The 19,907-nt window shown below is 65.8% G+C and carries 20 protein-coding genes and 1 riboswitch; of the genes, 13 read left to right on the top strand and 7 right to left on the bottom strand.

What is annotated here, in order from left to right; genetic code table 11:
• The 7 genes from ACZK3W_RS00705 to pnuC all read left to right on the top strand — a co-directional run bounded on the left by ACZK3W_RS00705 (position 1) and on the right by pnuC (position 8,770).
• On the top strand, positions 1–639 hold the full coding sequence (locus ACZK3W_RS00705) for a response regulator (protein WP_032130138.1): 639 nt from the start codon (positions 1–3) through the stop codon (positions 637–639).
• A gap of 378 nt (positions 640–1,017) precedes the next feature.
• A complete protein-coding gene (locus ACZK3W_RS00700; protein WP_478450302.1) occupies positions 1,018–1,788 on the top strand; it encodes a hypothetical protein in 771 nt (256 codons plus the stop codon).
• A gap of 111 nt (positions 1,789–1,899) precedes the next feature.
• The gene (locus tag ACZK3W_RS00695) at positions 1,900–3,891 is read left to right on the top strand and encodes an XVIPCD domain-containing protein (protein WP_478450301.1); all 1,992 of its coding nucleotides are present in this window, start codon (positions 1,900–1,902) and stop codon (positions 3,889–3,891) included.
• 246 nt (positions 3,892–4,137) lie between these two features.
• Positions 4,138–4,545: a glycine zipper 2TM domain-containing protein gene (locus ACZK3W_RS00690; protein ID WP_071228796.1), complete on the top strand. Its 408-nt coding sequence runs from the start codon at positions 4,138–4,140 to the stop codon at positions 4,543–4,545.
• 125 nt (positions 4,546–4,670) lie between these two features.
• A complete protein-coding gene (locus ACZK3W_RS00685) occupies positions 4,671–5,795 on the top strand; it encodes a phosphotransferase enzyme family protein (RefSeq protein ID WP_253145701.1) in 1,125 nt (374 codons plus the stop codon).
• A 43-nt stretch (positions 5,796–5,838) separates the two neighbouring features.
• A riboswitch (TPP riboswitch) is annotated at positions 5,839–5,934 on the top strand.
• 68 nt (positions 5,935–6,002) lie between these two features.
• Positions 6,003–8,192 (top strand): TonB-dependent receptor, encoded by a 2,190-nt coding sequence (locus tag ACZK3W_RS00680; RefSeq protein WP_253145699.1) that lies wholly within the window; start codon positions 6,003–6,005, stop codon positions 8,190–8,192.
• An 8-nt stretch (positions 8,193–8,200) separates the two neighbouring features.
• Positions 8,201–8,770 carry a nicotinamide riboside transporter PnuC gene (gene pnuC, locus ACZK3W_RS00675; RefSeq protein ID WP_125893076.1) on the top strand — a complete coding sequence of 190 codons (570 nt, stop codon included), beginning with the start codon at positions 8,201–8,203 and terminating at the stop codon, positions 8,768–8,770.
• A 636-nt stretch (positions 8,771–9,406) separates the two neighbouring features.
• Here the strand turns inward: pnuC and ACZK3W_RS00670 are convergent.
• The 5 genes from ACZK3W_RS00670 to ACZK3W_RS00650 form a co-directional block, all read right to left on the bottom strand.
• Positions 9,407–9,823, bottom strand: a complete 417-nt coding sequence (locus ACZK3W_RS00670) for a hypothetical protein (RefSeq protein ID WP_125893075.1) — start codon at positions 9,821–9,823, stop codon at positions 9,407–9,409.
• 84 nt (positions 9,824–9,907) lie between these two features.
• A complete protein-coding gene (locus ACZK3W_RS00665) occupies positions 9,908–10,882 on the bottom strand; it encodes a Dyp-type peroxidase (RefSeq protein WP_049423112.1) in 975 nt (324 codons plus the stop codon).
• Between the two features lie 123 nt (positions 10,883–11,005).
• Positions 11,006–11,374 (bottom strand): VOC family protein, encoded by a 369-nt coding sequence (locus tag ACZK3W_RS00660; RefSeq protein WP_478450300.1) that lies wholly within the window; start codon positions 11,372–11,374, stop codon positions 11,006–11,008.
• 68 nt (positions 11,375–11,442) lie between these two features.
• A complete protein-coding gene (locus ACZK3W_RS00655) occupies positions 11,443–12,210 on the bottom strand; it encodes a helix-turn-helix transcriptional regulator (protein ID WP_125893073.1) in 768 nt (255 codons plus the stop codon).
• Positions 12,211–12,333: 123 nt separating this feature from the next.
• Entirely contained in the window at positions 12,334–12,909 is a 576-nt protein-coding gene (locus tag ACZK3W_RS00650) for an OmpO family porin (protein ID WP_004134798.1), read from the bottom strand.
• A gap of 206 nt (positions 12,910–13,115) precedes the next feature.
• On the opposite strand from ACZK3W_RS00650, the gene ACZK3W_RS00645 reads away from it, so the two are divergent.
• The 5 genes from ACZK3W_RS00645 (at position 13,116) to ACZK3W_RS00625 (ending at position 17,434) form a co-directional block, all read left to right on the top strand.
• A complete protein-coding gene (locus tag ACZK3W_RS00645; RefSeq protein WP_185749945.1) occupies positions 13,116–14,066 on the top strand; it encodes a DUF2268 domain-containing putative Zn-dependent protease in 951 nt (316 codons plus the stop codon).
• A gap of 212 nt (positions 14,067–14,278) precedes the next feature.
• The gene (locus ACZK3W_RS00640; RefSeq protein ID WP_012509703.1) at positions 14,279–14,551 is read left to right on the top strand and encodes a hypothetical protein; all 273 of its coding nucleotides are present in this window, start codon (positions 14,279–14,281) and stop codon (positions 14,549–14,551) included.
• Positions 14,552–14,707: 156 nt separating this feature from the next.
• Complete coding sequence (locus ACZK3W_RS00635; protein WP_032130168.1) at positions 14,708–15,394, top strand: L,D-transpeptidase; 687 nt, start codon at positions 14,708–14,710, stop codon at positions 15,392–15,394.
• A 439-nt stretch (positions 15,395–15,833) separates the two neighbouring features.
• The gene (locus tag ACZK3W_RS00630; protein WP_200881082.1) at positions 15,834–16,055 is read left to right on the top strand and encodes a helix-turn-helix domain-containing protein; all 222 of its coding nucleotides are present in this window, start codon (positions 15,834–15,836) and stop codon (positions 16,053–16,055) included.
• Complete coding sequence (locus tag ACZK3W_RS00625) at positions 16,052–17,434, top strand: HipA domain-containing protein (RefSeq protein ID WP_293798923.1); 1,383 nt, start codon at positions 16,052–16,054, stop codon at positions 17,432–17,434. The genes ACZK3W_RS00630 and ACZK3W_RS00625 overlap by 4 nt, the downstream gene beginning before the upstream one ends.
• A gap of 36 nt (positions 17,435–17,470) precedes the next feature.
• On the opposite strand, the gene ACZK3W_RS00620 is transcribed toward ACZK3W_RS00625, so the two are convergent.
• Entirely contained in the window at positions 17,471–18,136 is a 666-nt protein-coding gene (locus ACZK3W_RS00620; protein WP_253145862.1) for an Ivy family c-type lysozyme inhibitor, read from the bottom strand.
• A 115-nt stretch (positions 18,137–18,251) separates the two neighbouring features.
• Here ACZK3W_RS00620 and ACZK3W_RS00615 point away from each other — a divergent pair, with 115 nt between their 5' ends.
• The gene (locus ACZK3W_RS00615; RefSeq protein WP_180837880.1) at positions 18,252–18,728 is read left to right on the top strand and encodes a YybH family protein; all 477 of its coding nucleotides are present in this window, start codon (positions 18,252–18,254) and stop codon (positions 18,726–18,728) included.
• A 144-nt stretch (positions 18,729–18,872) separates the two neighbouring features.
• Here ACZK3W_RS00615 and ACZK3W_RS00610 read toward each other — a convergent pair whose 3' ends face one another.
• Complete coding sequence (locus ACZK3W_RS00610; RefSeq protein WP_004153554.1) at positions 18,873–19,898, bottom strand: NAD(P)H-dependent glycerol-3-phosphate dehydrogenase; 1,026 nt, start codon at positions 19,896–19,898, stop codon at positions 18,873–18,875.
• Between the last annotated feature and the right edge of the window lie 9 nt (positions 19,899–19,907).

Here is a 19,907-nt window from a genome sequence, read left to right as displayed (position 1 = left end):
ATGAGCTTGCGCATCATCATCGCAGACGACCACCCGGTGGTCCGTATCGGTACCCGTGCCGTCATCGAATCGAGCGGGGTGGGCCGCGTGGTCGGCGAAGCCGACAGCGCGCAGGCGCTGATGGCCCTGCTCGGCAGCCAACCCTGTGACCTGCTGGTAACCGACTACTCCATGCCGGGCAGTCCCCAGGCCGACGGCTTCGCCATGATCGGCATGATCCGCCGCCGTCATCCCGACCTGCCGGTGCTGATGCTCAGTGTCTCCAACAACCTGGCGATCCTGCGCATGGTGCTCGACAGCGGCGTGCTCGGCCTGGTCGACAAGAGTTCGTCGATGGACGAACTGCCACAGGCCATCCAGGCGGTCTACCGGGGCCAGCCCTACATCAGCCGCAGCCTGCGCGAGCGGGTCGAGGCCGCTGGCAGCTGGCGCATGCGCGAGGGCGACGGCAAGCCACTGTCGCCACGCGAGGTGGAGGTGCTGCGGCTGCTGGGCACCGGCATGACCGTGAAGGAAATCTCGCTGCAGCTGCACAAGAGCGTCAGCACCATCAGCCGGCAGAAGGGTGACGCCATGCTCAAACTGGGCCTCAAGGGCGACGCCGAGCTGTTCGATTACCTGCGCGACGGCAAGATCTGAGAGCCAGATCACACAAGAAGGTCAGCTGCCACCGCCCTCTTTGACCGGCCGCCGATCTGTGCCAAGATGGTCCGGCATGAGTTCTCAATGCGAGGTCGAAGGAATCGACCGGCTCATGTCCTCGCTCCCGTTCCTGGTGGACGTGGCGCGGTTTCCTGCCGGCCGTCTGGCCCGGCAACGCTGACCATGGAGAGGCGCATGCATCATCCCCCCAAGCTATGTTGGACCCTGCCGTTGCGGCCTCTGCGCGCATTCGCGGCGTGCCTGCTCGTCTCTCTTTCCGCTGCCGCCTGCAGCGCCGCCGATCCGGCCCCCTCGTCCTCCCAGCCCGGCGCCCCTGCGCAGGCTGCCAATGCGCCCCGACAGGATGTTGCCCCGATGCAGACCCCCACCCCCGATGCCGCCGCCACCCCGCCCGACGCGCCGACCGTGATGTATTTCACCTACCAGGTGGACGGCGATGGCGCGACCTCCTATGAGGTCCAGAACGGCAGCGTGGCGACCTTCTGGTTCGGCCACACCTTCACTCTCGATGGCACCACGTACTACACGGGTTTCTCCTGGGATACCCGCGAGCACTACGGCAAGCCGGGCGAGCAGACGCCGGCCGGTCCGGATGACCGCGCCAACCTTGCCGAGGCCACCTTCGTGCTGGCCGGCACCGACGCCAGGAAGCCATGGAAGTTCCGTGGCCAGGAATGGACCATCGGCGCACTGGGCGCGTACGACAAGGCCGACGATGTCGATACCCGGCGCAAGCCGCTTGAACATCGCACGGCCGATGGTCGCCTGCTGCTGGCGGTGCCGACCAGCAGCTTCGACCGCGGCATCAGCAGCACCGGCTATGCGCTGCTGCTGTTCAACCCCAGGCGCAGCGAAGACGACGTGGACAGCAAGGTCTGGCGCTATGTCGGTTCAGTGCGCACGGGTGAGGACAACAGCGCCGCCTGCGACGACGGCAACGTGATGCCCTGCACCGACAGCGATGGCGAACTGGTCTTCGCTGCCGACGGCAACGGCCTGCCGCGACTGACCGTGACCTTCAAGGGCACCACCATCGAAGGCCCCGGCAAGACCCGCGCACTGGGTGCCGACGACGCCGTGCACTACACCTTCGACAGCGCGACCCAGCAGTACGTCGCGCCCTGATCGCACCCGCCACGCGCGGGTTACCTGTTGACCGACATGTTCTTGACTCACGGATGAGTCCGGTTGGCGATTCGCGGCATCCGCCGCTCCATCAACCCCGAGGAAAACGTCATGGCACAGCATGACTACAGCAGAAAGGAAGTCCTGGACATCGTCGAGCAGGTCGCCAGGCAGAAGGGCATCCCCGTGGATGACTTCATGCGCTTCGCGCACATCGAGACCGGTGGCACCTTCAACGAGCGCGCCCACAACACCTCATCCGGCGCCAAGGGCCTGTTCCAGTTCGTGCCCGGCTCCGCGCGCCAGTACCACCTGACCGGCCACGAGTTCGACCCCACCCGCAACACCGAAGCGGCCGCGCAGATGTACCAGGACAACCTGGACTCGATGGCGCGCCGCAACGAGCGCACCGGCAACCCGTACCTGTCCGGGGGCAACACGCCCACCGGGCTGGACCTGTACCTGGCCCACCAGCAGGGCAGCGCCGGCTACGGCTCGGTGCAGACTGCCATTGCCACCGGCACCTTCGGTGTGGTCCGCAACAGCCACGGCGACGAGATCAACATGCGCCGCAACGTGCTGAACCAGATCGGCTCCGACGCGAAGGCGCTGACCGGCCACACCCTGGCCGAGATGCGCGGGATGAACGACGGCGACCTGGCGCGGACGTTCTCCAACTATTACATCCACAAGTACGCAGCGATCAGCATTCCGGAAAAGAACATCGAACCGCAGGCGGTAGTGCAGGGCCAGGGCCAGACCCCGGCAGCACCTGCGCAGGCCAGCGCAGCCGTGGCGGCGGGTGCAGCCACGCTGGCGGCAACCGCAACGGCAGCTGCCACACCGAAGCCAGGCATTGAACTGCAGGCCGCCTACGAGGCCGGCGTGAAGTACGACGACGTCAAGTACGCCATCAACATTCCGGGCCACGCACTGTACGTACCGGGCAAGACCGGCAAGAACGTGGAGCAGGGTTACATCGACTGTTCCGGCTGGGTCGGCACGCTGCAGAACCGGACCATGGACGAGATCAACCAGAAGGCCGGGCACGCGGTGTTCAGCAAGGCTGATCGCATCGACCTGGGCAACCTCGGTTCCGGTGGGATCGTGCGCAAGGCGTTCGACCAGTCCGGCGTGCTGCTGGACCGCGACGCGATCCTGAAGCCCGATGCGCTGAAGGAAGGCATGATCATCGGCCTGGATACGGCCAGGACCCGCCATGAGCACTGGAACGGCATCGACCACATCGTGATGGTGGTGCGCGACCCCAACACCGACAAGCTGCTGATCAGCCAGTCCACCGGCAGCAAGGGCGTGCACACCATGCCGGTCGAGGACTACCTCAAGCAGGTGAAGGACCACCCGAACTGGAAGCTGTACGCCTCCGACCCGCTGTCCAAGGCGCGCGATCTGCTGGAGAACCGCACCCAGTCGCACGAACAGACTCAGGGCAGGCCCGCGGCCGAGCACAAGGCCGCTGCCACGCCGCACGCCGAACTCTACAAGCAGGGCGCACACAGCGAGGGCGTGCGCAAGGTGCAGGAGCAGCTGGGCCACCTGGGCTACGTCGGCGCCGACGGCAAGCCGCTGGTCGAAGATGGCCGCTTCGGCCGCAACACCGACGCGGCAGTGCGCCAGCTGCAGAAGGACAACGGCCTGGTGGTCGACGGCATTGTCGGGGCGAAGACCCTGGAGGCAATCAAGGACGCACGCGAACGGCCGTTGCTGAACGACGAGCGGCACCCGCGCAATCCGTTGTTCATCCAGGCCAGCAAGGGTCTGGAACTGCTGCCGGCCGGGACCTTCAAGGACCGCCACACGCTGGAAAGCGCTGCTGCGGCTTTGACCAAGGAGGCGCATGCCGCCGGCCTGCAGCGCATCGACTCGGTGGTGCCCAGCCCGAACGGTGAGCGCCTGTTCGCCGTGCAGGGCACCATCGGCGACCCGGCCGCCATTCGCGCGGCGGTGGAGACCCGTACGGCCAGCGAGCAGAGCCTGGCACTCAGCAGCGGTGCCGTGCAGGGCGCGCCGAACGTGCTGCACCAGCAGCAGGAGACGCAGCAGGAGCAGGCCCGGCAGGCGCAGAAGGCGATGGGCGTCTAGGCCCGCGGCGCCTTGGGAGAGAAGGGAGGGCCACGTTCGCGTGGCCCTTTCCCTTTCTGCCAGCTGAGCGGCCGGGGCCGCTTTCAGCCTTGCTTCATGCCGCCTGCCGCTAGATGAATGCGCAAGCCGCACGGTGGACCAGGCAATGTTCCGGCAATGTTGGAACGCCAGCGTGGACATCACGGCAGCCGGGGCGCCCCGCGCCCTCCCTGCCCAGCGTGGCATGCACCTCACAGGAGAACGAACATGCTCAGTACTTCCGCACTCAGCTTCCGCGGTCTGGCGATGGCTCTGGCACTGGTGGCCGGTGTGGCCGTGGTCAGCGATGCCAGCGCGATGTCGAGGAAGGACAAGCGCACCCTGGTCGGCGCCGTGGTCGGTGGCGTGGCCGGCAACCTGCTCTCCAACGGTGATCCCGCTGCCACTGTCGGCGGTGCCGTGGCCGGCGGCGCGATCGGCAACCTGACCACTTCCGACCGCCGCGACCGTCGTTACTACGACAATCGCCGTTACGACAACCGCTACGATCGCCGATACGACCGTGGCTACTACCGCAGCGGCTACTACGACCGCGGTGACGACCGTCGCTGGCAGCGCGAGCGCTACTACGACAACCGCTACTACCACGACCGCGGCCGCCATCGCGGCTGGTAAGCAGCGCGGCATCCCCCATGCCGATGCACGGACGGGCGGGTCGATGACCCGCCCGTTTGCGTTGCGGGCGGCCATGGCGTTGAATGCGCACCCTTGGATGTGACTTTCCCCATTGGGGCTGCGGCATGACTTCTTCTTCCCACCGGGTGCAGGGCCTCAACAACGACGAGGTCGCTGCCGACTGGCCGCCGATCAGCACCGCAGACCTCGCGTGGCTGCGCCAGCGCTTTCCGCAGCTGGATGCGGGCAGCCAGCCGCACTGGCACAGTCCTCGACCGTTGTCGGCCGCCGCCATCGTCAATGGCACGCGCGGACCGGTGTTCATCAAGCGCCACCACCACAGCGTTCGCAGCGCCGCCTGCCTGGAAGAAGAACACCACTTCATCGCCCATCTCGCTGCCGCCGGCGTACCGGTGGTGCAGGTGCTGGCGGCAACCGATGGCCACACCGCAGTAGAGCACGGCGAATGGACCTTCGAACTGCATGCCGTGGGCGTGGGCGAGGACCTGTACCGCGATGCCGTGTCGTGGTCGTTGCTGACCGATGTCGCGCAGGCCCGCGAAGCCGGCCGCATGCTGGCCCGGCTGCACCGTGCCGCCGCCAGCTATCACGCGCCACAGCGCAGTACCCATCTGCTGGTGGCGCGCGACGATCTGATCCGCGCCGACGATCCCATCGCCGCGATCAAAGCCGAACTGCCCACACGACCGGGGCTGGCCCGCTACCTCGCGCGCATTCCATGGGAAACCCAGCTTCGCCGCGACGTGCTGCCGTGGCATGCCGGCCTGGCCGAACGCCTGCGCGACGAGCCACGGCTGTGGGCGCACAACGACTGGCATGTCTCCAACCTGCTGTGGCGCGACGGGCAGGTCAGCACCGTGCTGGATTTCGGCCTGGCTTCGCCCACCAGCGCACTGTTTGACCTCGCCACCGCGATCGAGCGCAACGCAGTGGCGTGGCTGGAACTGGAGCGCGGCATGGAGGCGGTGCGCATCGACATCGCACTGGCGTTGCTCGACGGCTACCGCGAGGTGCTGCCGCTGTCGGCGGCACGCGTGCACCTGCTGGCCGACCTGCTGCCGATGGTCCATTTCGACTTCGCACTGTCCGAAGTGGAGTACTTCGAAGGCGTCACCGGCTCGACCGCGAACGCGGATGTGGCCTGGCAGCCCTTCATGCTGGGGCACCCGGCGTGGTTCCACGGCGCGCCGGGGCAGGCACTGCTGCAGGCGCTGCACGCGGCAGCCTGAAGGGCACCGGCTCGCAAATCCGTACCATTTGTAGTGAAATGGTCACCTGAAGCGGGGGTGCCTGGATCTGCCAGGCTGAGAGAGTCCCTTGGAACCTGATCCGGTTTGCACCGGCGTAGGGAGCTTTGAGCCGCAGCCACACCCCCGTCATGGCGGTGCACCTGCGCGCCGTCGCTTCGTCTCCCTTGTTGTCCGAAGACGAACCGAATGAACCGCTGCCTGCGCCCCACCCTGCTCTCCCTCGCCCTCTGCGCCGCCTTGCCGCTGCATGCCAGCGAGGCCGACGCTGCCACCGATGCGGCTGCCACCGGCGCCGAGCGCTCGCCCACCGAACTGGCGGCAGTGCGCGTGCAGGCCGGCAAACCCAAGGCCGATACCTCGCGCGTGAACGCCTTCGGTGGTGGTTCCTGGAAGGACACGCCGGCATCGGTGAACGTGCTCGAGCGCGACTATCTCGACCGCCGGCAGGTGCGTTCGCTGTCCGAGCTGGCCAGCAACGATGCCTCGCTGGGCGATGCGTATGCGCCGGTGGGCTACTACCAGAACATCGCCATCCGCGGTTTCGCGCTGGACGCCGCCACCGGCTACCGCTTCAACGGCCTGTCCATCGCCGGCGAACAGCGCCTTGCGCTGGAGAACGTGCAGTCGGTGGAGATCCTCAAGGGTGAAGCCGGCCTGGCCGCAGGCGTGATGGCGCCCGGCGGCATCATCAACTACATCGGCAAGCGCCCGGCCGAAGTGCGCACCGCCACGCTCGGTACCGACTCGGAAGGCTCGCGCTACGTCGCCGTCGATGTCGGCCACTGGATCACCCCGCGTTTCGGCCTGCGCCTGAATGCCGCATGGGATTCCAGCAATTCCTACGTCGAGCACGCCGATGGCCGTCGCAACTTCTACTCGCTGGCCGCCGACTGGCTGATTGGCGAACGCGGCAAGCTGGAAGTGGATGCCAACTACCAGACCAGCTCGCAGCGTTCGGTGTCCGGCTACCAACTGCTGGGCGCGCGTGAGCTGCCGCACGGCGTGGATCGCGAATTCCTGCTCGGCTACCAGCCGTGGCAGCGGCCGGTGGATATCGCCAGCACCAACATCACCGCCCTGCACACCTACGACTTCAACGATGCCTGGCAGTCGCGCGTCTCGGTCGGCCACAGCCGCTCGGTGATCGATGACAACGTCGCCTTCGCCTACGGCTGCTACTACGCCACGCAATGCGCCGATGGCAGCGTACCGGGCAACTACTTCGCGCCCAATGGCGATTACGACGTGTACGACTACCGCAGCCCGGACGACACCCGCCGCAACCAGCAGGCCCGTGCCGAGCTGCGTGGCCGCTTCGAGACCGGCAGCGTCGGCCACCAGCTGACCATCGGTGCCGATTACTTCCGCCGCACCGTGGACAAGCGCCCGAGCGTCAACGAGTACGTCGGCACCAGCAACATTCACGACGCGCAGGTGCCGGTGTTCGAGCCGTCGCCGAAGATGCCAGGGCCGTCCGCACGACGCCTGGACAGCCGCCAGACCGCGTTCTTCGCGCTGGACCGGATGAGCTTCGGTGATGACTGGCAGTGGCTGGCCGGCGGCCGCTTCGTGCGCCTGGACGAGCGTGCCTACGACAAGCGTGGTACCCCGCAGCGGCACAGCCGCCTGTCGCGTTTCCTGCCGCAGACCGCCGTGGTGTGGAAGGCCACCGATCAGCTCAATGCCTATGCCAGCTATGTGCGCGGCATCTCGCTGGGCCAGGAAGCGCCATTCTGGACCAGCAATGCCGACACCTTCCTGCCATCGGTGCAGTCGCGCCAGCTGGAAGTGGGCGTGAAGTACGTGCCGGTCGAGGCGCTGACGCTGGGCGCAGCCGTGTTCCGCATCTCGCAGCCGTACCAGTACGCCAAGCCGGACAGCAGCGACGTCGGCTACACCTTCGTCGAGGAAGGCACGCAGACCCACACCGGCCTGGAGCTGACTGCCAACGGGCAGCTGACAGACGCGCTGCAGATCGTGGCCAGCGCCAGCGTGCTGCAGGCGCGCGCGCGCGACACCGGCACCCCGGCCTATGAAGGCCATCAGTTGGTGAATGTGCCAAAGGTGCGCGCCAGCGTGCACGTGGCCTATGCGCTCCCGTTCGTGCAGGGCCTGGATGTGACCGGCGGCTGGCGCTATGCCGGTGCCAACGTGGCACGCGCCGACGGTGGTGTACGCGCACCGGACTACTCGGTGTTCGATGCCGGTCTGCGCTTCCAGCATCGCCTGCACGAGCGTGCGGTGACCTGGAACCTGTCGGTGGACAACGTGTTCAACCGCTTCTACTGGCGCGATACCGGCAGCAGTGGCGGTGACTACTACCTGTTCCCCGGCGCACCGCGACAGGCCCGCCTGTCGGTGACGTTCGCACTGTGAGCGGCGTCATGCTCGAGTGGACCGCCGCGCTGTGCAGCATCCTTGGCGTATGGCTGATGGCCAAGCGCCGGCTGGTGGCGTGGCCGGTCGGCCTGCTGTCGGTGACGCTGTACGGGCTGGTCTTCGCCGAGGCCAAGCTGTATTCGGACACGCTGCTACAGGTCGCCTTCGGTGGTTTCCTGATCTATGGCTGGCTCAACTGGCGGCAGCACGCCTCCGACGAGGGCAGCGTCCGCATCGTGCCACTGGCACGCGGCAAGCTGCTGCGCGACCTGGCCATCGGCCTGTGTGGTGGCGTGGCGCTGGGTGCGGCCATGCACACCTTCACCGATGCCGCGCTGCCGTGGCTGGACGCGATGCTGACCGCGCTGAGCCTGGTGGGCCAGTGGTGGCAGGCGCGCCGCCACGTGGCCTGCTGGTGGGTGTGGATCGCGGTGGACGTGGTGTACGTGGGCGCGTACCTGTTCAAGTCGCTGCACGTGACCGCCGCGCTGTACGTGTTCTTCCTCGGCCTGGCCGTGTTCGGCCTGCGCGCATGGAGCGCAGCCGCGCGTGAACCGCAGGTGGCAACGCAGTAGCGCCACGCCATGCGTGGCCGGGGCTTACCGGTAGTCACCAACCTTGGTTGGCGCGCGTGCCGACCAAGGTCGGCATCTACCCAACACATCCACGCAGGGCCTGAATCTACTGCACCCGCAAGATCAGTAGAGCCACGCCATGCGTGGCTTGGGGCTACCGGTAGTCGCCAACCTTGGTTGGCGCACGCCTGCCGACCAAGGTCGGCATCTACCCAACACATCCACGCAGGGCCTGAATCTACTGCACCCGCAAGATCAGTAGAGCCACGCCATGCGTGGCTGGGAGCCTACCGGTAGTCGCCAACCTTGGTTGGCGCACGCCTGCCGACCAAGGTCGGCATCTACCCAACACATCCACGCAGGGCCTGAATCTACTGCACCCGCAAGATCAGTAGAGCCACGCCATGCGTGGCTTGGGGCTACCGGTAGTCGCCAACCTTGGTTGGCGCACGCCTGCCGACCAAGGTCGGCATCTACCCAACACATCCACGCAGGGCGTGGATCTACTGCACCCGCAAGATCAGTAGAGCCACGCCATGCGTGGCTAGGGGCCTACCGGTAGTCGCCAACCTTGGTTGGCGTGCGCGTGCCGACCAAGGTCGGCATCTACCAGGCGCATCCACGCATGGCGTGAATCTACTGGGTAAGCAGCAGGCCCAGCCGCAGCGGCTGACGCATGTCGGCCGGTGGGGCTGCCTGCAACGGCGCGGCCTGCAGGGTCGCGCGCAGGTCGGCGTCGACCTGGGCGTCGCCCAGGCTGTCGAATTCGAGTTTCGAAATGCGGCCATCCGCCGCGATCCACACGCTCACCGACAACGGCGTCGGCGTATCCGGGTGTGCCTGCATCCATTCCAGCACGCGCTGCGCCTGCGGGTCCTGCTCCTGCTGCAGGCGCTGCTGCAGCTGGCCACCCACGGCGGCGGCATAGGCCATCCAGTGTGCGGGAGCCTCCTGCGCGGAAACGCTGGCACTACCAAGTGCGAGCGCACCGAACAACGCGGCCAGCGGCCGCCACCAGCGGCGTGCGCCGGTTGTGTTCCTTGCCATCGCCATCGCCCGCCCCTGCGCTCTCATCCAACGTCTGATGGTCGGCGCGGTAGATGACAGGCAGATGGCGGGCGGCGCTGGCCGGCGCGATCAATCGCCCAGGTCGGCCAGCACCTTGCGCGAGGGCGCGAAGAAGGTCACGCCGGTGGTGGCGGTGGAGAAGTCGAGGATGCGGTCATGCAGCGGCGCAGGATTGCCGATGAACATGCGCTCGAGCATCTTCTCGATCACCCACAGGCGGCGGGTATAGCCGATGAAGTAGGTGCCGTATTCGCCACGGCCCGGGTTGGCGAACGGCATGTTGTCACGCAGGATCTCGTGCTCGCCGTCGGCGTCCTCGATGGTGCACAGGGTCTTGTGCGATTTCTGTGCATCGGCCGGTGCATCGTCCAGCTCGATGTTGTCGTGCTTGGTGCGGCCGATGATCGCTTCCTGCGCCTCGGTCTTCTGCGCGCGCCAGGCATCAAGATTGTGCAGGTACTTCTGCACCACGACGTAGCTGCCACCGGCATGCTCCGGATCTTCATCGCCCACGATGGTGGCTTCCGGCAACGACAGCCCTTCCGGATTGGCGGTGCCGTCGACGAAGTCGAGCAGGTCACGGCCATCGAAATAACGGAAGCCGGCCACATCATCGACCGTTTCCACCGCATCGCCGAACGCCATCAGCAGGTTGCGCTCGAATGCCACGATCAGGTCCATGGTGCGCGCACGGATGTGGTACAGCAGGTCACCCGGCGTGGACACCGCGGTGTGAGTCGCGCCCTTGATCTCGCGGAACGGCTTCAGTTCACGCGGCGGCGTGGTGCCCACCAACGGCTGCCACACGCGGTGACCAATGGCCACATTGCAGGTGAAGGTGCGCTCGATTTCACGGATGGCAGTGTTCTTGATCAGGTCATCGGTGCTGGCCAGCACCTCGCGTGCCTTGGCGATCGACGCCTCGTCATCCTTCACTTTCAGCACCAGGAACGCCGCCGAATGGGTGAGCGGCGCGGTGATCTGCTGCGGCTCGTTGTCGAGCGTGTGGTTGAGGGCGGTGATCGGTGCGGGCTGGGAGTTCACGGCGGTTCCTGCTGGCTTGAGGCGGGCGCATCGCGTGTGGCGATGTGCGGGCGATCATAGCGGAACCGCCTGACCGGGGACGGAGCGGTTCTCGTTCCGTCCACCGGCGAAGGTACGAAGACCTCAATCCATATCACTCCAGACCGCCAGCTCGTAGCCATCCAGATCGCGGAAGTGGAAGCGGCGGCCACCGGGGAAGGCGAATACCGCCTGCACCACCTCGCCACCGGCGGCAATCACGCGCTGCTGGGCGTCGGCAAGGTCCGCGCAGTAGAGAATCACCAGTGGGCCGCCCTGCGCACGTACCGGTGTGTCGGACACGAAGCCGCCTTTCAGGCGGCCGTCGTCGAACTCGGTGTAGGCCGGGCCGTAGTCCGTGAATTTCCAGCCGAATACCTCGCCGTAGAAGCGCTTGCTGCGGGCGATGTCGACGACGTTGAATTCGATGTTGTCGATGCGGCGCTCGGCATCGCGGGGTGCGGCGTGGCTCATGGCGTGACTCCTGGGTGGGAGCCCCAGCTTCGGTCAGCGCGGCACGGCGGTCTTGAACAAAACGGCCATCATCGGCCCCATTCCAGGCGCAGCTGCCGTGCGGTCATGCTGGCAAGCTCGCGCGCCTCACGGCTGAGGTGGGCCTGGTCGGCATAGCCGGCATCAGCGGCCAGCATCGCCAACGAGTGCTGCGGCAGCGCGCGGCTATGGCGAAGAAAGCGCTGCAGGCGCAGGATGCGCTCCAGCGTCTTGGCGCCGTAGCCGAACTGCGACTGGCTGAAACGGCGCAGGCTGCGCGGGCTCAGGTTCAAGCCTGCCGCCAGCTCGTCCAGCGTAGCTTGGCCACGGCCAAGCGCGTGGAACAACACATGAGCCCGTTGCGCCTGCACGTCGAGGGCCGCCGCGCCCATGTGCTGTTGCAGGCACTGCGCCATCCGCTGCAATCGTTGAGCCGGCGCGGTATCGCCAATGGAAGCAGCGGCTGCTGTGGCCCATCCGCCCTTCAGATCGGCCAACGGCACCGCCTGTCCAATGATGCCGGCCAGTGGCAGTCCCAGCGCGGCCAATGCCTGGCCAGGTCGGAAGCGTGCCCCCAGTACCTGTGCACCGGGTGCCAGTGCCGGATGTGCAGCCACCCGATCCGGGCCGACCACGAACAGCGCGCCGTCGCGCCAGAGGATATCCACGCAGCCATCGGGCAATACGGTGATGTGCCCATCGGCATCGGCAGGGAGCTGGCTCTGCCACAGCTGGCCGAAGTGGCCACGCAGCGGCGCAGGCACCAGATGCTCCTGGTAGGCCATGCCAGTACCTGCGAGGGAGGAAGGGTCGCCCATGCCGCATTGTGGCGCCACAGGGCCCATAAAAGTGAAGCCCGGCGCGAGGCCGGGCTTCGGTTGGCGTGTGGGAGAGAGAGAGAGTCACACGCCAGCACAACACGCACTAACGACAGGCGTTTGTTACCAGGTGAAGCGCGGGCCCACGAACCACTCGCGGTCGCCGGCCTTGGCCAGCTTCACTTCGCCACTCAGGCCCCAGTTCTGGTTGAACTTGGCGGTGGCGCCGACGCGGCCGTAGAACTCGCCGTCCGGGTTGTAGCCGTGCTTCTTGCTGAAATCTTCGTAGCCGGCCATCACGTAGCCTTCCACGTACGGGTTGAACGCGGTGCGCACGCCCACTTCGGTGGAGTAGCCGTTGAAGTCCAGGCCGCGCTTCTCGTCGTACTTCTGGTACGCAACACGGGCCACCAGGTCGGTGTTCGGTGCGATGCCGTAGTTGTAGCCGACACCCAGGCGCCACTGGTCGACGTCATTCTTGAACTTGTCGGTTTCCTGGGCGCTGTAGTCGCCAAAGACGTGGAAGTTCGGGTGCACCGCAACGGAACCCTTCACCTTCCAGCCATCGGCGTCGCCGCCCTTGGCATCGGTGTTCACGTAGCCGCCTTCAACGTAGTTGTACGACAGGCCATCGGTTGCCGATGCAGCGAACGGCAGAGCAGCCAGAAGACCCAGGGCAAGCAGCGAATTCTTGTTCATCGGGACACACCTTTAATTATTTTGGTTTCGTCGACCGCCTCCCGGGAGGGGGAGAGAGAGGAGGCGGTCGACAGGTGTGAATTATCCGTTAGGGGGTCTAATCAACCCTGAATATTGAACTGACTGGTGTATAAATAAGGCTGGCGTTCAGGGAACTCCGCATGGCATTGCTGTCGGCTTCTTACGCGCATCACGCTCGATGCTTGATGCGGGCACTGATCCTGATCGCCTCGCCGATCGCGCTGCTGCAGGCACAGGCGGCTGAGCGTGTCGGTCCTGCCGGGCACATCGTCGTACAGACAGACGATGTCACGCGCTTCTTCAAGGTGCTGGACGCCAACCATGGGCGCCCAAGCGCCGATGATCTGCAGCACGGCTATCTGGATGCGGGTACGGATGCCCTGCGCAGCTTCACCGACAGCCGTATCGGCTCGATGGAGCGGCTGGCCAGGGCCATCCAGGACAAGCCGGCATTGTTTGCGAAAGCGAGAACCTGCGCGACCGCATTGCCATCGATCCGCACGCGCGTCGCCGCTGCCGTCGATCAGCTCGGCGCCTTGTTGCCGTCTGCGCGCTTTCCTCCGGTCACCGTACTGGTGGGCCGCGGCAACAGTGGTGGCGTTACCACCGAAGCAGGTGTGGTCATTGGACTGGAAGCGCTGTGCAATGCGGACTGGATGCAGGCCGATGCAAGCGACCGCTTCGTGCACCTGATCGCCCATGAGTACGTGCACGTGCAACAGCCCGGCGCGCGCGTTGATGTCGAGCAGCCCACCCTGCTCTATCAGACGCTGCTGGAAGGCGGCGCCGAATACGTGGCCGAACGGATCTCCGGGCAACCGGCCAACGCGCATCTGCAGCGTTGGGCGCAGGGTCGCGAGTGTGCGCTGGAGCGCGCGTTCCTGCAGGACAGCATGGGTACCGATCTTTCGAGGTGGCTGTACAACGGCCCCGGCGACGATACGCGCCGCGGAGATCTCGGCTACTGGATCGGCTACCGCATTGCCCACGCCTATGTTGCGCGCGGGCCCGACACGCCCAACGCCATCGCCGAACTGCTGGATGTCCAGCCTGGAAACGCTGCAGCGCTGCTGGAAGCAAGTGGATGGCAGCCTGCGTGCGGAGCAGGCGAAAGCACACAGACGCACATGCCGTGATGCCGGCTTCATGCAGGTGAATGGGTGATATTGAACAGGCACAAGGCGATACGCCGGTGCAGATCAGCTCGCTTGATCCCGCTTGTTAAGGTTCGTTGATTTACAGGCCTTCACAGCCCATCCACGTACTCAAATTCCAGCTGAAAGCGCTTGGTAGCGCCGGGAACAAACGCCGCTATATTCCAGCTTCCCCAGACGAAGGAGGGAGTGGAATGAAACTGACCTCGCAACACATGAAGATGGCCCGTGCACTCAGCGTGGCGCTCATCGCCACCGTGAGCCTTGGCGCTTGCGCCTCTTACAAGAACGAGTTTGCAACGATCAACTCGCGTCTCGACCAGCTCGATGTAAAGGTGCAGGGCGCCGCCCAGAGTGCCGAGTCCGCCAACCAGTCGGCGCAGCAGGCCAACCAGCGTCTGGACCAGATCGAAGGTCGCGTGCAGCAGCTTGAAAGGGCACCAGCGGGCCGCAAGCCGCGCGGCTGATCGCTCCCTCACCGTTTGAACTGATCCACCTCTGTATCGGGAACCAGTGGCCTTCGCCGGCCACTGGCATCCTTCCACCAAGATTGCACTGCAAGGAGCCGTCCCATTCGTACCTCCTCCTCCCCTGCACGCCGCGCCCTCCATGCCGCATTGGCCATGGCACTGGCCGTTGCGTGCAGCGGCGTAGCCAACGCCAGGGACAAGGACGCACCTGCACCCCCGGTCGCCGCAGTCGATGAACTGCCCGCTGACCAGAGCGTGTCCGAGACGGTGATCGAACTGGCCGGCTGGGTAGTCGCCAGCAAGGACAACCAGGGTTATCCGTTCGCGATCATGGACAAGGCGGCTGCGCAGGTACTGGTCTTCGGCGGAGACGGCAAGCTGCGCGGTGCCGCACCGGCGCTGTTCGGTTCGGCCATCGGCGATCACTCCGCACCCGGCGTTGCCAAGCTCGCGCTGAGTGCGATTCCAGGCCATGACCGCACCACCCCGGCGGGCCGTTTCATTGGTGGCTACGGCCCCTCCGACGATGCCGGTCGCGTGCTGTGGGTGGACTACGATTCCGCCGTTTCGATGCACCCGCTGCCGCCAGGCACTCCGAAAGAGAAGCGCGCCGAACGGCTGGCATCACCTTCGCCGGACGACAACCGCGTTACGCACGGCTGCATCAACGTCACGCCTGCGTTCTACGAGCAGATCGTGCAATCCACGTTCGAGAAGGGCGGCGTGTTCTACATCCTTCCGGACAAGGATTCGATCGCGAAGACGTTCCCGGAATTCGCGCAGAGCCGGGGCGATGCAAAGGACGAAGACGAGAAAGGCGCGCGGCGCGCGAGCAAGTAACAGACGCTTTGCCTGCGGCCTGTTGACGATGCGAGCCTGCGCTGCAGGCAGAGGTTCCCGGGCACGCTCCTGGCAGGCCCCACCTGGACCCCACTCATCGCGGACGTCCCACCCTCGTGGCGCTGCCCATATGGACCGGATGAGGCATCGCTCTCTCACGGCGCCAAAGAATCCTTGAGTTCATGAGGATTTTTTGCGGGCTGGACGCCTTTGCAGATAAATCCTTCTTTCAATGAGGATTTTCTTGCATCCAGCTCTTTTGCGAAAAAATCCTCAAGATCGAAAGGATTCTAAGGAATCCTGGGTTTTGCGCGAAGAATCCTCACTGCAGTGAGGATTCTATGGTATAGACGATGGGTCGAATCCAGAGCGTCAGGCTCTGCTGGGGGAGTTCCCATTGAAGATCAGGCTTGAGAAGGCTGAGGCCTTGGGACCACTGGTGAGAGCCGCCCGCAAGCATCAGGGACTGCGCCAGGATGCAACCGCCGAAGGCATCGGGGTCAGCGAGAATTTCCTGGCCAAGGTCGAACGCGGCGGTACCACGGTGCAATGGGGCAAGTTGTTCACCGTGCTTGACGAGCTGGGGCTGCATGTCGAAATCGACGTGCCGGACGAAGCGATGGCCCTGCTGGCCAAACGTGCCAACGGGAAGGTGCCATGAGCGCCCCCCGTATCGATCTCAAGGACGTCATTACAACGACCGTCCTGTCTGGACTGCACTATCCGCTTCCACCACGCGAACTGCAGGTCAGCATCGACGAAGCGCCGGTGGGCCGCCTGACCGAAGCAGCAAACCTGTGGCACTTCACCTATGCGCCGGAGTGGCTCGGCAGCGCACATCGGTTTCCACTGGCGCCTGCGTTGCCACTGCAAGACACCGCCATCCTCGATGGCTCCAGCCAACGCCCCGTGCAGTGGTACTTCGACAATCTGCTGCCGGAAGAGCAGCAACGCACGCTGATGGCAACCGATGCCAGGGTGGATGGCGCGGACGCGTTCGCATTGCTGGCCGCCTATGGCGCGGAATCGGCAGGCTCGTTGACGCTGCTGCCTCCAGGCCAGCGCCTGCCACCCGGCGGCAGAAAACCACTGCCCGATGCGGAACTCTCCACGCGTATCCAAGGCCTGCCACGCACGTCGCTTGCGGCGGGTGCCGCCAAGCGCATGTCACTGGCAGGTGCCCAGCACAAGCTGGCAATCATCGAGACAGGGGGAGAACTCTACCAACCTCTGGGCGCCGAGCCCTCGACCCACATCCTCAAGCCTGACAGCACCAGCAGCAGTTATCCCCACAGCGTGGCCAACGAGTGGTTCGTGATGCGCCTTGCACAGCGCATGGGGCTGCAGGTGCCGAAGATCGAGCGCCGCTACGTACCGGAGCCGGTCTTCATCATCGAGCGCTTTGATCGCGAAATCACCGCCGATGCCATCCATCGCCGTCATGCCATCGACGCCTGCCAGCTGCTCAACCTCGACCGGCAGTTCAAGTACACGCTCGGCAGCATCGACACCCTGAAGGTCATCGTCGAGCAATGCAGAAGCAAGCTCAAGACGCGCGTCCGCCTGTTCGACTGGTTGATCTTCAATGTACTCACCGGCAACAACGATGCGCACCTGAAGAACCTGAGCTTCCTGGTCGACAGCAGGGGCATCGAACTGGCCCCCCACTACGACCTGCTGTCCACCGCATGTTACGAGACCCGCGCGTATGCCGACGAGGGCGCACGTTGGCCAGAACGCTCGGAACTGTCGTGGCCCATTCTCGGTGTCGCGCGCTTCCACGACCTTCGTTTCGAGCATCTGGTTTCTGCCGGTGAAGCGCTGGGCCTGGGAAGGCCGGCTGCCACCCGGCAGCTGCGCCATCAGATCGACCGCATCACGAGCGAAGCCCAGGCGCTTTACGCGCTGGTGCTGCAGGAAAACCAGCAATGGTCGACCCGTTTCGACATCGGCCCAACCTTGGAAGGCGAAGTGCATTTCCTGAGAACACTGGTCCACGTGATCATCGCCGACATGGTGAGGCAGCTTTCACCCGCATGATGCGGCCGCCGGAACATCATCCGGCGTCACCACCGATTACTCGCAGGACTCGCCTTCTTCCTTCAGCATCGCTTTGTCCACCGGCTGCTCGCGCTCGATCAGCGCGCGCTGCTCGTCGCTGGGTTCACCCAGCCACCAGATTCTGCAGCGCGCGGTAAGGCGGCCGACCATCTTCGACTGATCGGGCGAGTACAGCATCGCCAATGCGGTGCCGGGGCAGTCGTGGGCCTGGCAGGCGGTGTAGAACCACCATGGCTCGCCCTGCAGCACCACCAGCTCGCCGGGCCCGCTGGGCCCGCTCAACAGGCGTTCGCGCAGCGACGGAATCTCCTTGTCAGCAGATTCGGCCGCGGCTGTGTTCTTCATCAGGGCGTTGAACGCGGCCAGCACCTTCGGATCCTTGCGGCCACAGTCGTCCACGGTGTTGCCGCCCACCAGGGTGAAGAAATGCGTCGCCAGCGGGTTGTCCGCACAGGTGAGTTCTCCGCCGGCGCTCGGGTCTTCCGGTTCGCCTTCGTTGTCCCACACCGAGGGGTCTACGCCGTCTTCGATGGACGGCGCCTGCTCGACCACCGTTGCCGTGGCCGCAGGTGCTTCGGTGGTTGGTGCCGGTGCGGTCGGTGCTGCATCCGGCGCTGGTGCCTGTCCGCAGGCGGCCAGCAGTGCGACCGTCAGTGCCATCCCTGTGATTCGAATCTTCATTCCTTGTCCTTGTCTGATCTGCGGTGCATGCCGCCGCGCGGGCGCCTGCGTGATTCTAACCAGCAGCGCGCTAGGATGCGTTCGCACGTTCCCGTCATCGCCTGGAGCCGGACGCATGCACCGCACACGACTCGCCGTGATTTTCTGCAGTGCCCTGCTGCTGGCATCGCCGGCCATCGCCCACGATGCTGAAGGCGCGAAGCCCGCACAGCCTCTTCCTGATGCGGCCCTGCCCGCGACGCTGGATCGCGTACTGCGCGACTACGAGCAGGCGTGGCGCACGGGCGATGCCAAGGCACTGGCTGCGCTGTTCGCCGAGGATGGTTTTGTGCTGCAGAGCAACCAGCTACCGGTGCGTGGGCGCAGCGCGATCGAAGCCGCGTATGCCGGCCAGGGCGGCAGCCCGTTGCGGCTGCGCGCGCTGGCGTACTCGGTGGAGGGCAGCACGGGCTACATCATTGGTGCCTACCGCTACGGCAACAACGTGGGGGACACCGGCAAGTTCACGCTGACGCTGAAGCGCGTGGGCGACGGGCCGTGGTTGATCTTCTCGGACATGGACAACACCAGCGCGCCGCCACGGGCGCGGTGATGGATTCCGCCGGGCATGGCCCGGCGCTACCGGGCGCCAATCAAGGTTGGCTGCTACCAGAAGCGGATTCCGGAGTAGATCCACGCCATGCGTGGATGGGCCACACACATAAAAAACCCCGGCACGTGGCCGGGGTTTTTCGATTCACTTGAACAGTGTATCCGGATATTCCGGTTTCTGTTCCCGCGCCAGCAGCGCGCGCAGGCCTTCTTCCGGCGTCTGCTCGCCGTGCAGCACGGCACGCACGCGGTCCGAGATCGGCAGGTCGATGCCATGACGGCGTGCCTGTCGCATCACTTCGTCGGCGGTCTGCACCGACTCGACCACCTGGCCGATTTCGCGCACGGCATCCTGCAGCGTCTGGCCGCGGCCCAGGGCCAGGCCCAGGCGGCGGTTGCGCGACAGATCGCCGGTGCAGGTCAGCACCAGATCGCCCAGGCCCGCCAGGCCCATCAGCGTTTCCGGCTTGGCGCCGATCGCCGCGGCCAGGCGCAGCATCTCGTTGAGGCCACGGGTGATCAGGCCGGCACGGGCGTTGAGGCCCAGCTGCATGCCGTCGGCCACACCGGTAGCCACGGCCAGCACGTTCTTCATCGCGCCGCCCAGCTCGGCACCGACCATGTCGTCGCCGGTGTAGGCGCGGAACGCCGGGCCATGCATCGCCTCGGCCACCGCCTGCGCGAACTCGGGCACGTCGCCGTGCACGGTGATCGCGGTCGGCAGGCCCTGGGTCACTTCCTTGGCGAACGACGGACCGGTGACGACGGCCAGCGGCACGTCCTCACCCAGCACTTCGCGCGCCACTTCATGCAGGAAGCGGCCCGAACCAGGTTCGAAGCCCTTGGTGGCCCAGGCCACGCCGGCACCGGCCGGACGCAGCGGCGCCAGCGCACGCACGGTTTCACCGAAGGCATGCGACGGGGTGACCACCAGGATCCAGGCGGCGCCCTCCACTGCCGACGCCAGGTCGGTGGTGGCACGCAGGCTGTCCGGCAGCGGGATGCCCGGCAGGTAGCGCGGGTTCTCGTGGCGCTGGTCGATGGCCTCGACCACGGCAGCGTCGCGCCCCCACAGCACGGTCGGGTGACCGTGCCGTGCGAGCAGGCTGGCCAGCGCGGTTCCCCAGGAACCGGCGCCAAGCACGGCGATCTTGTCAGCGGTAGTGCTCATCCGTGACGT

Source organism: Stenotrophomonas sp. 80084_Sma (assembly GCF_056481995.1).
The sequence above is the reverse complement of the archived record's forward strand: the minus strand, read 5'-3'. Positions and strand labels throughout refer to the sequence as shown.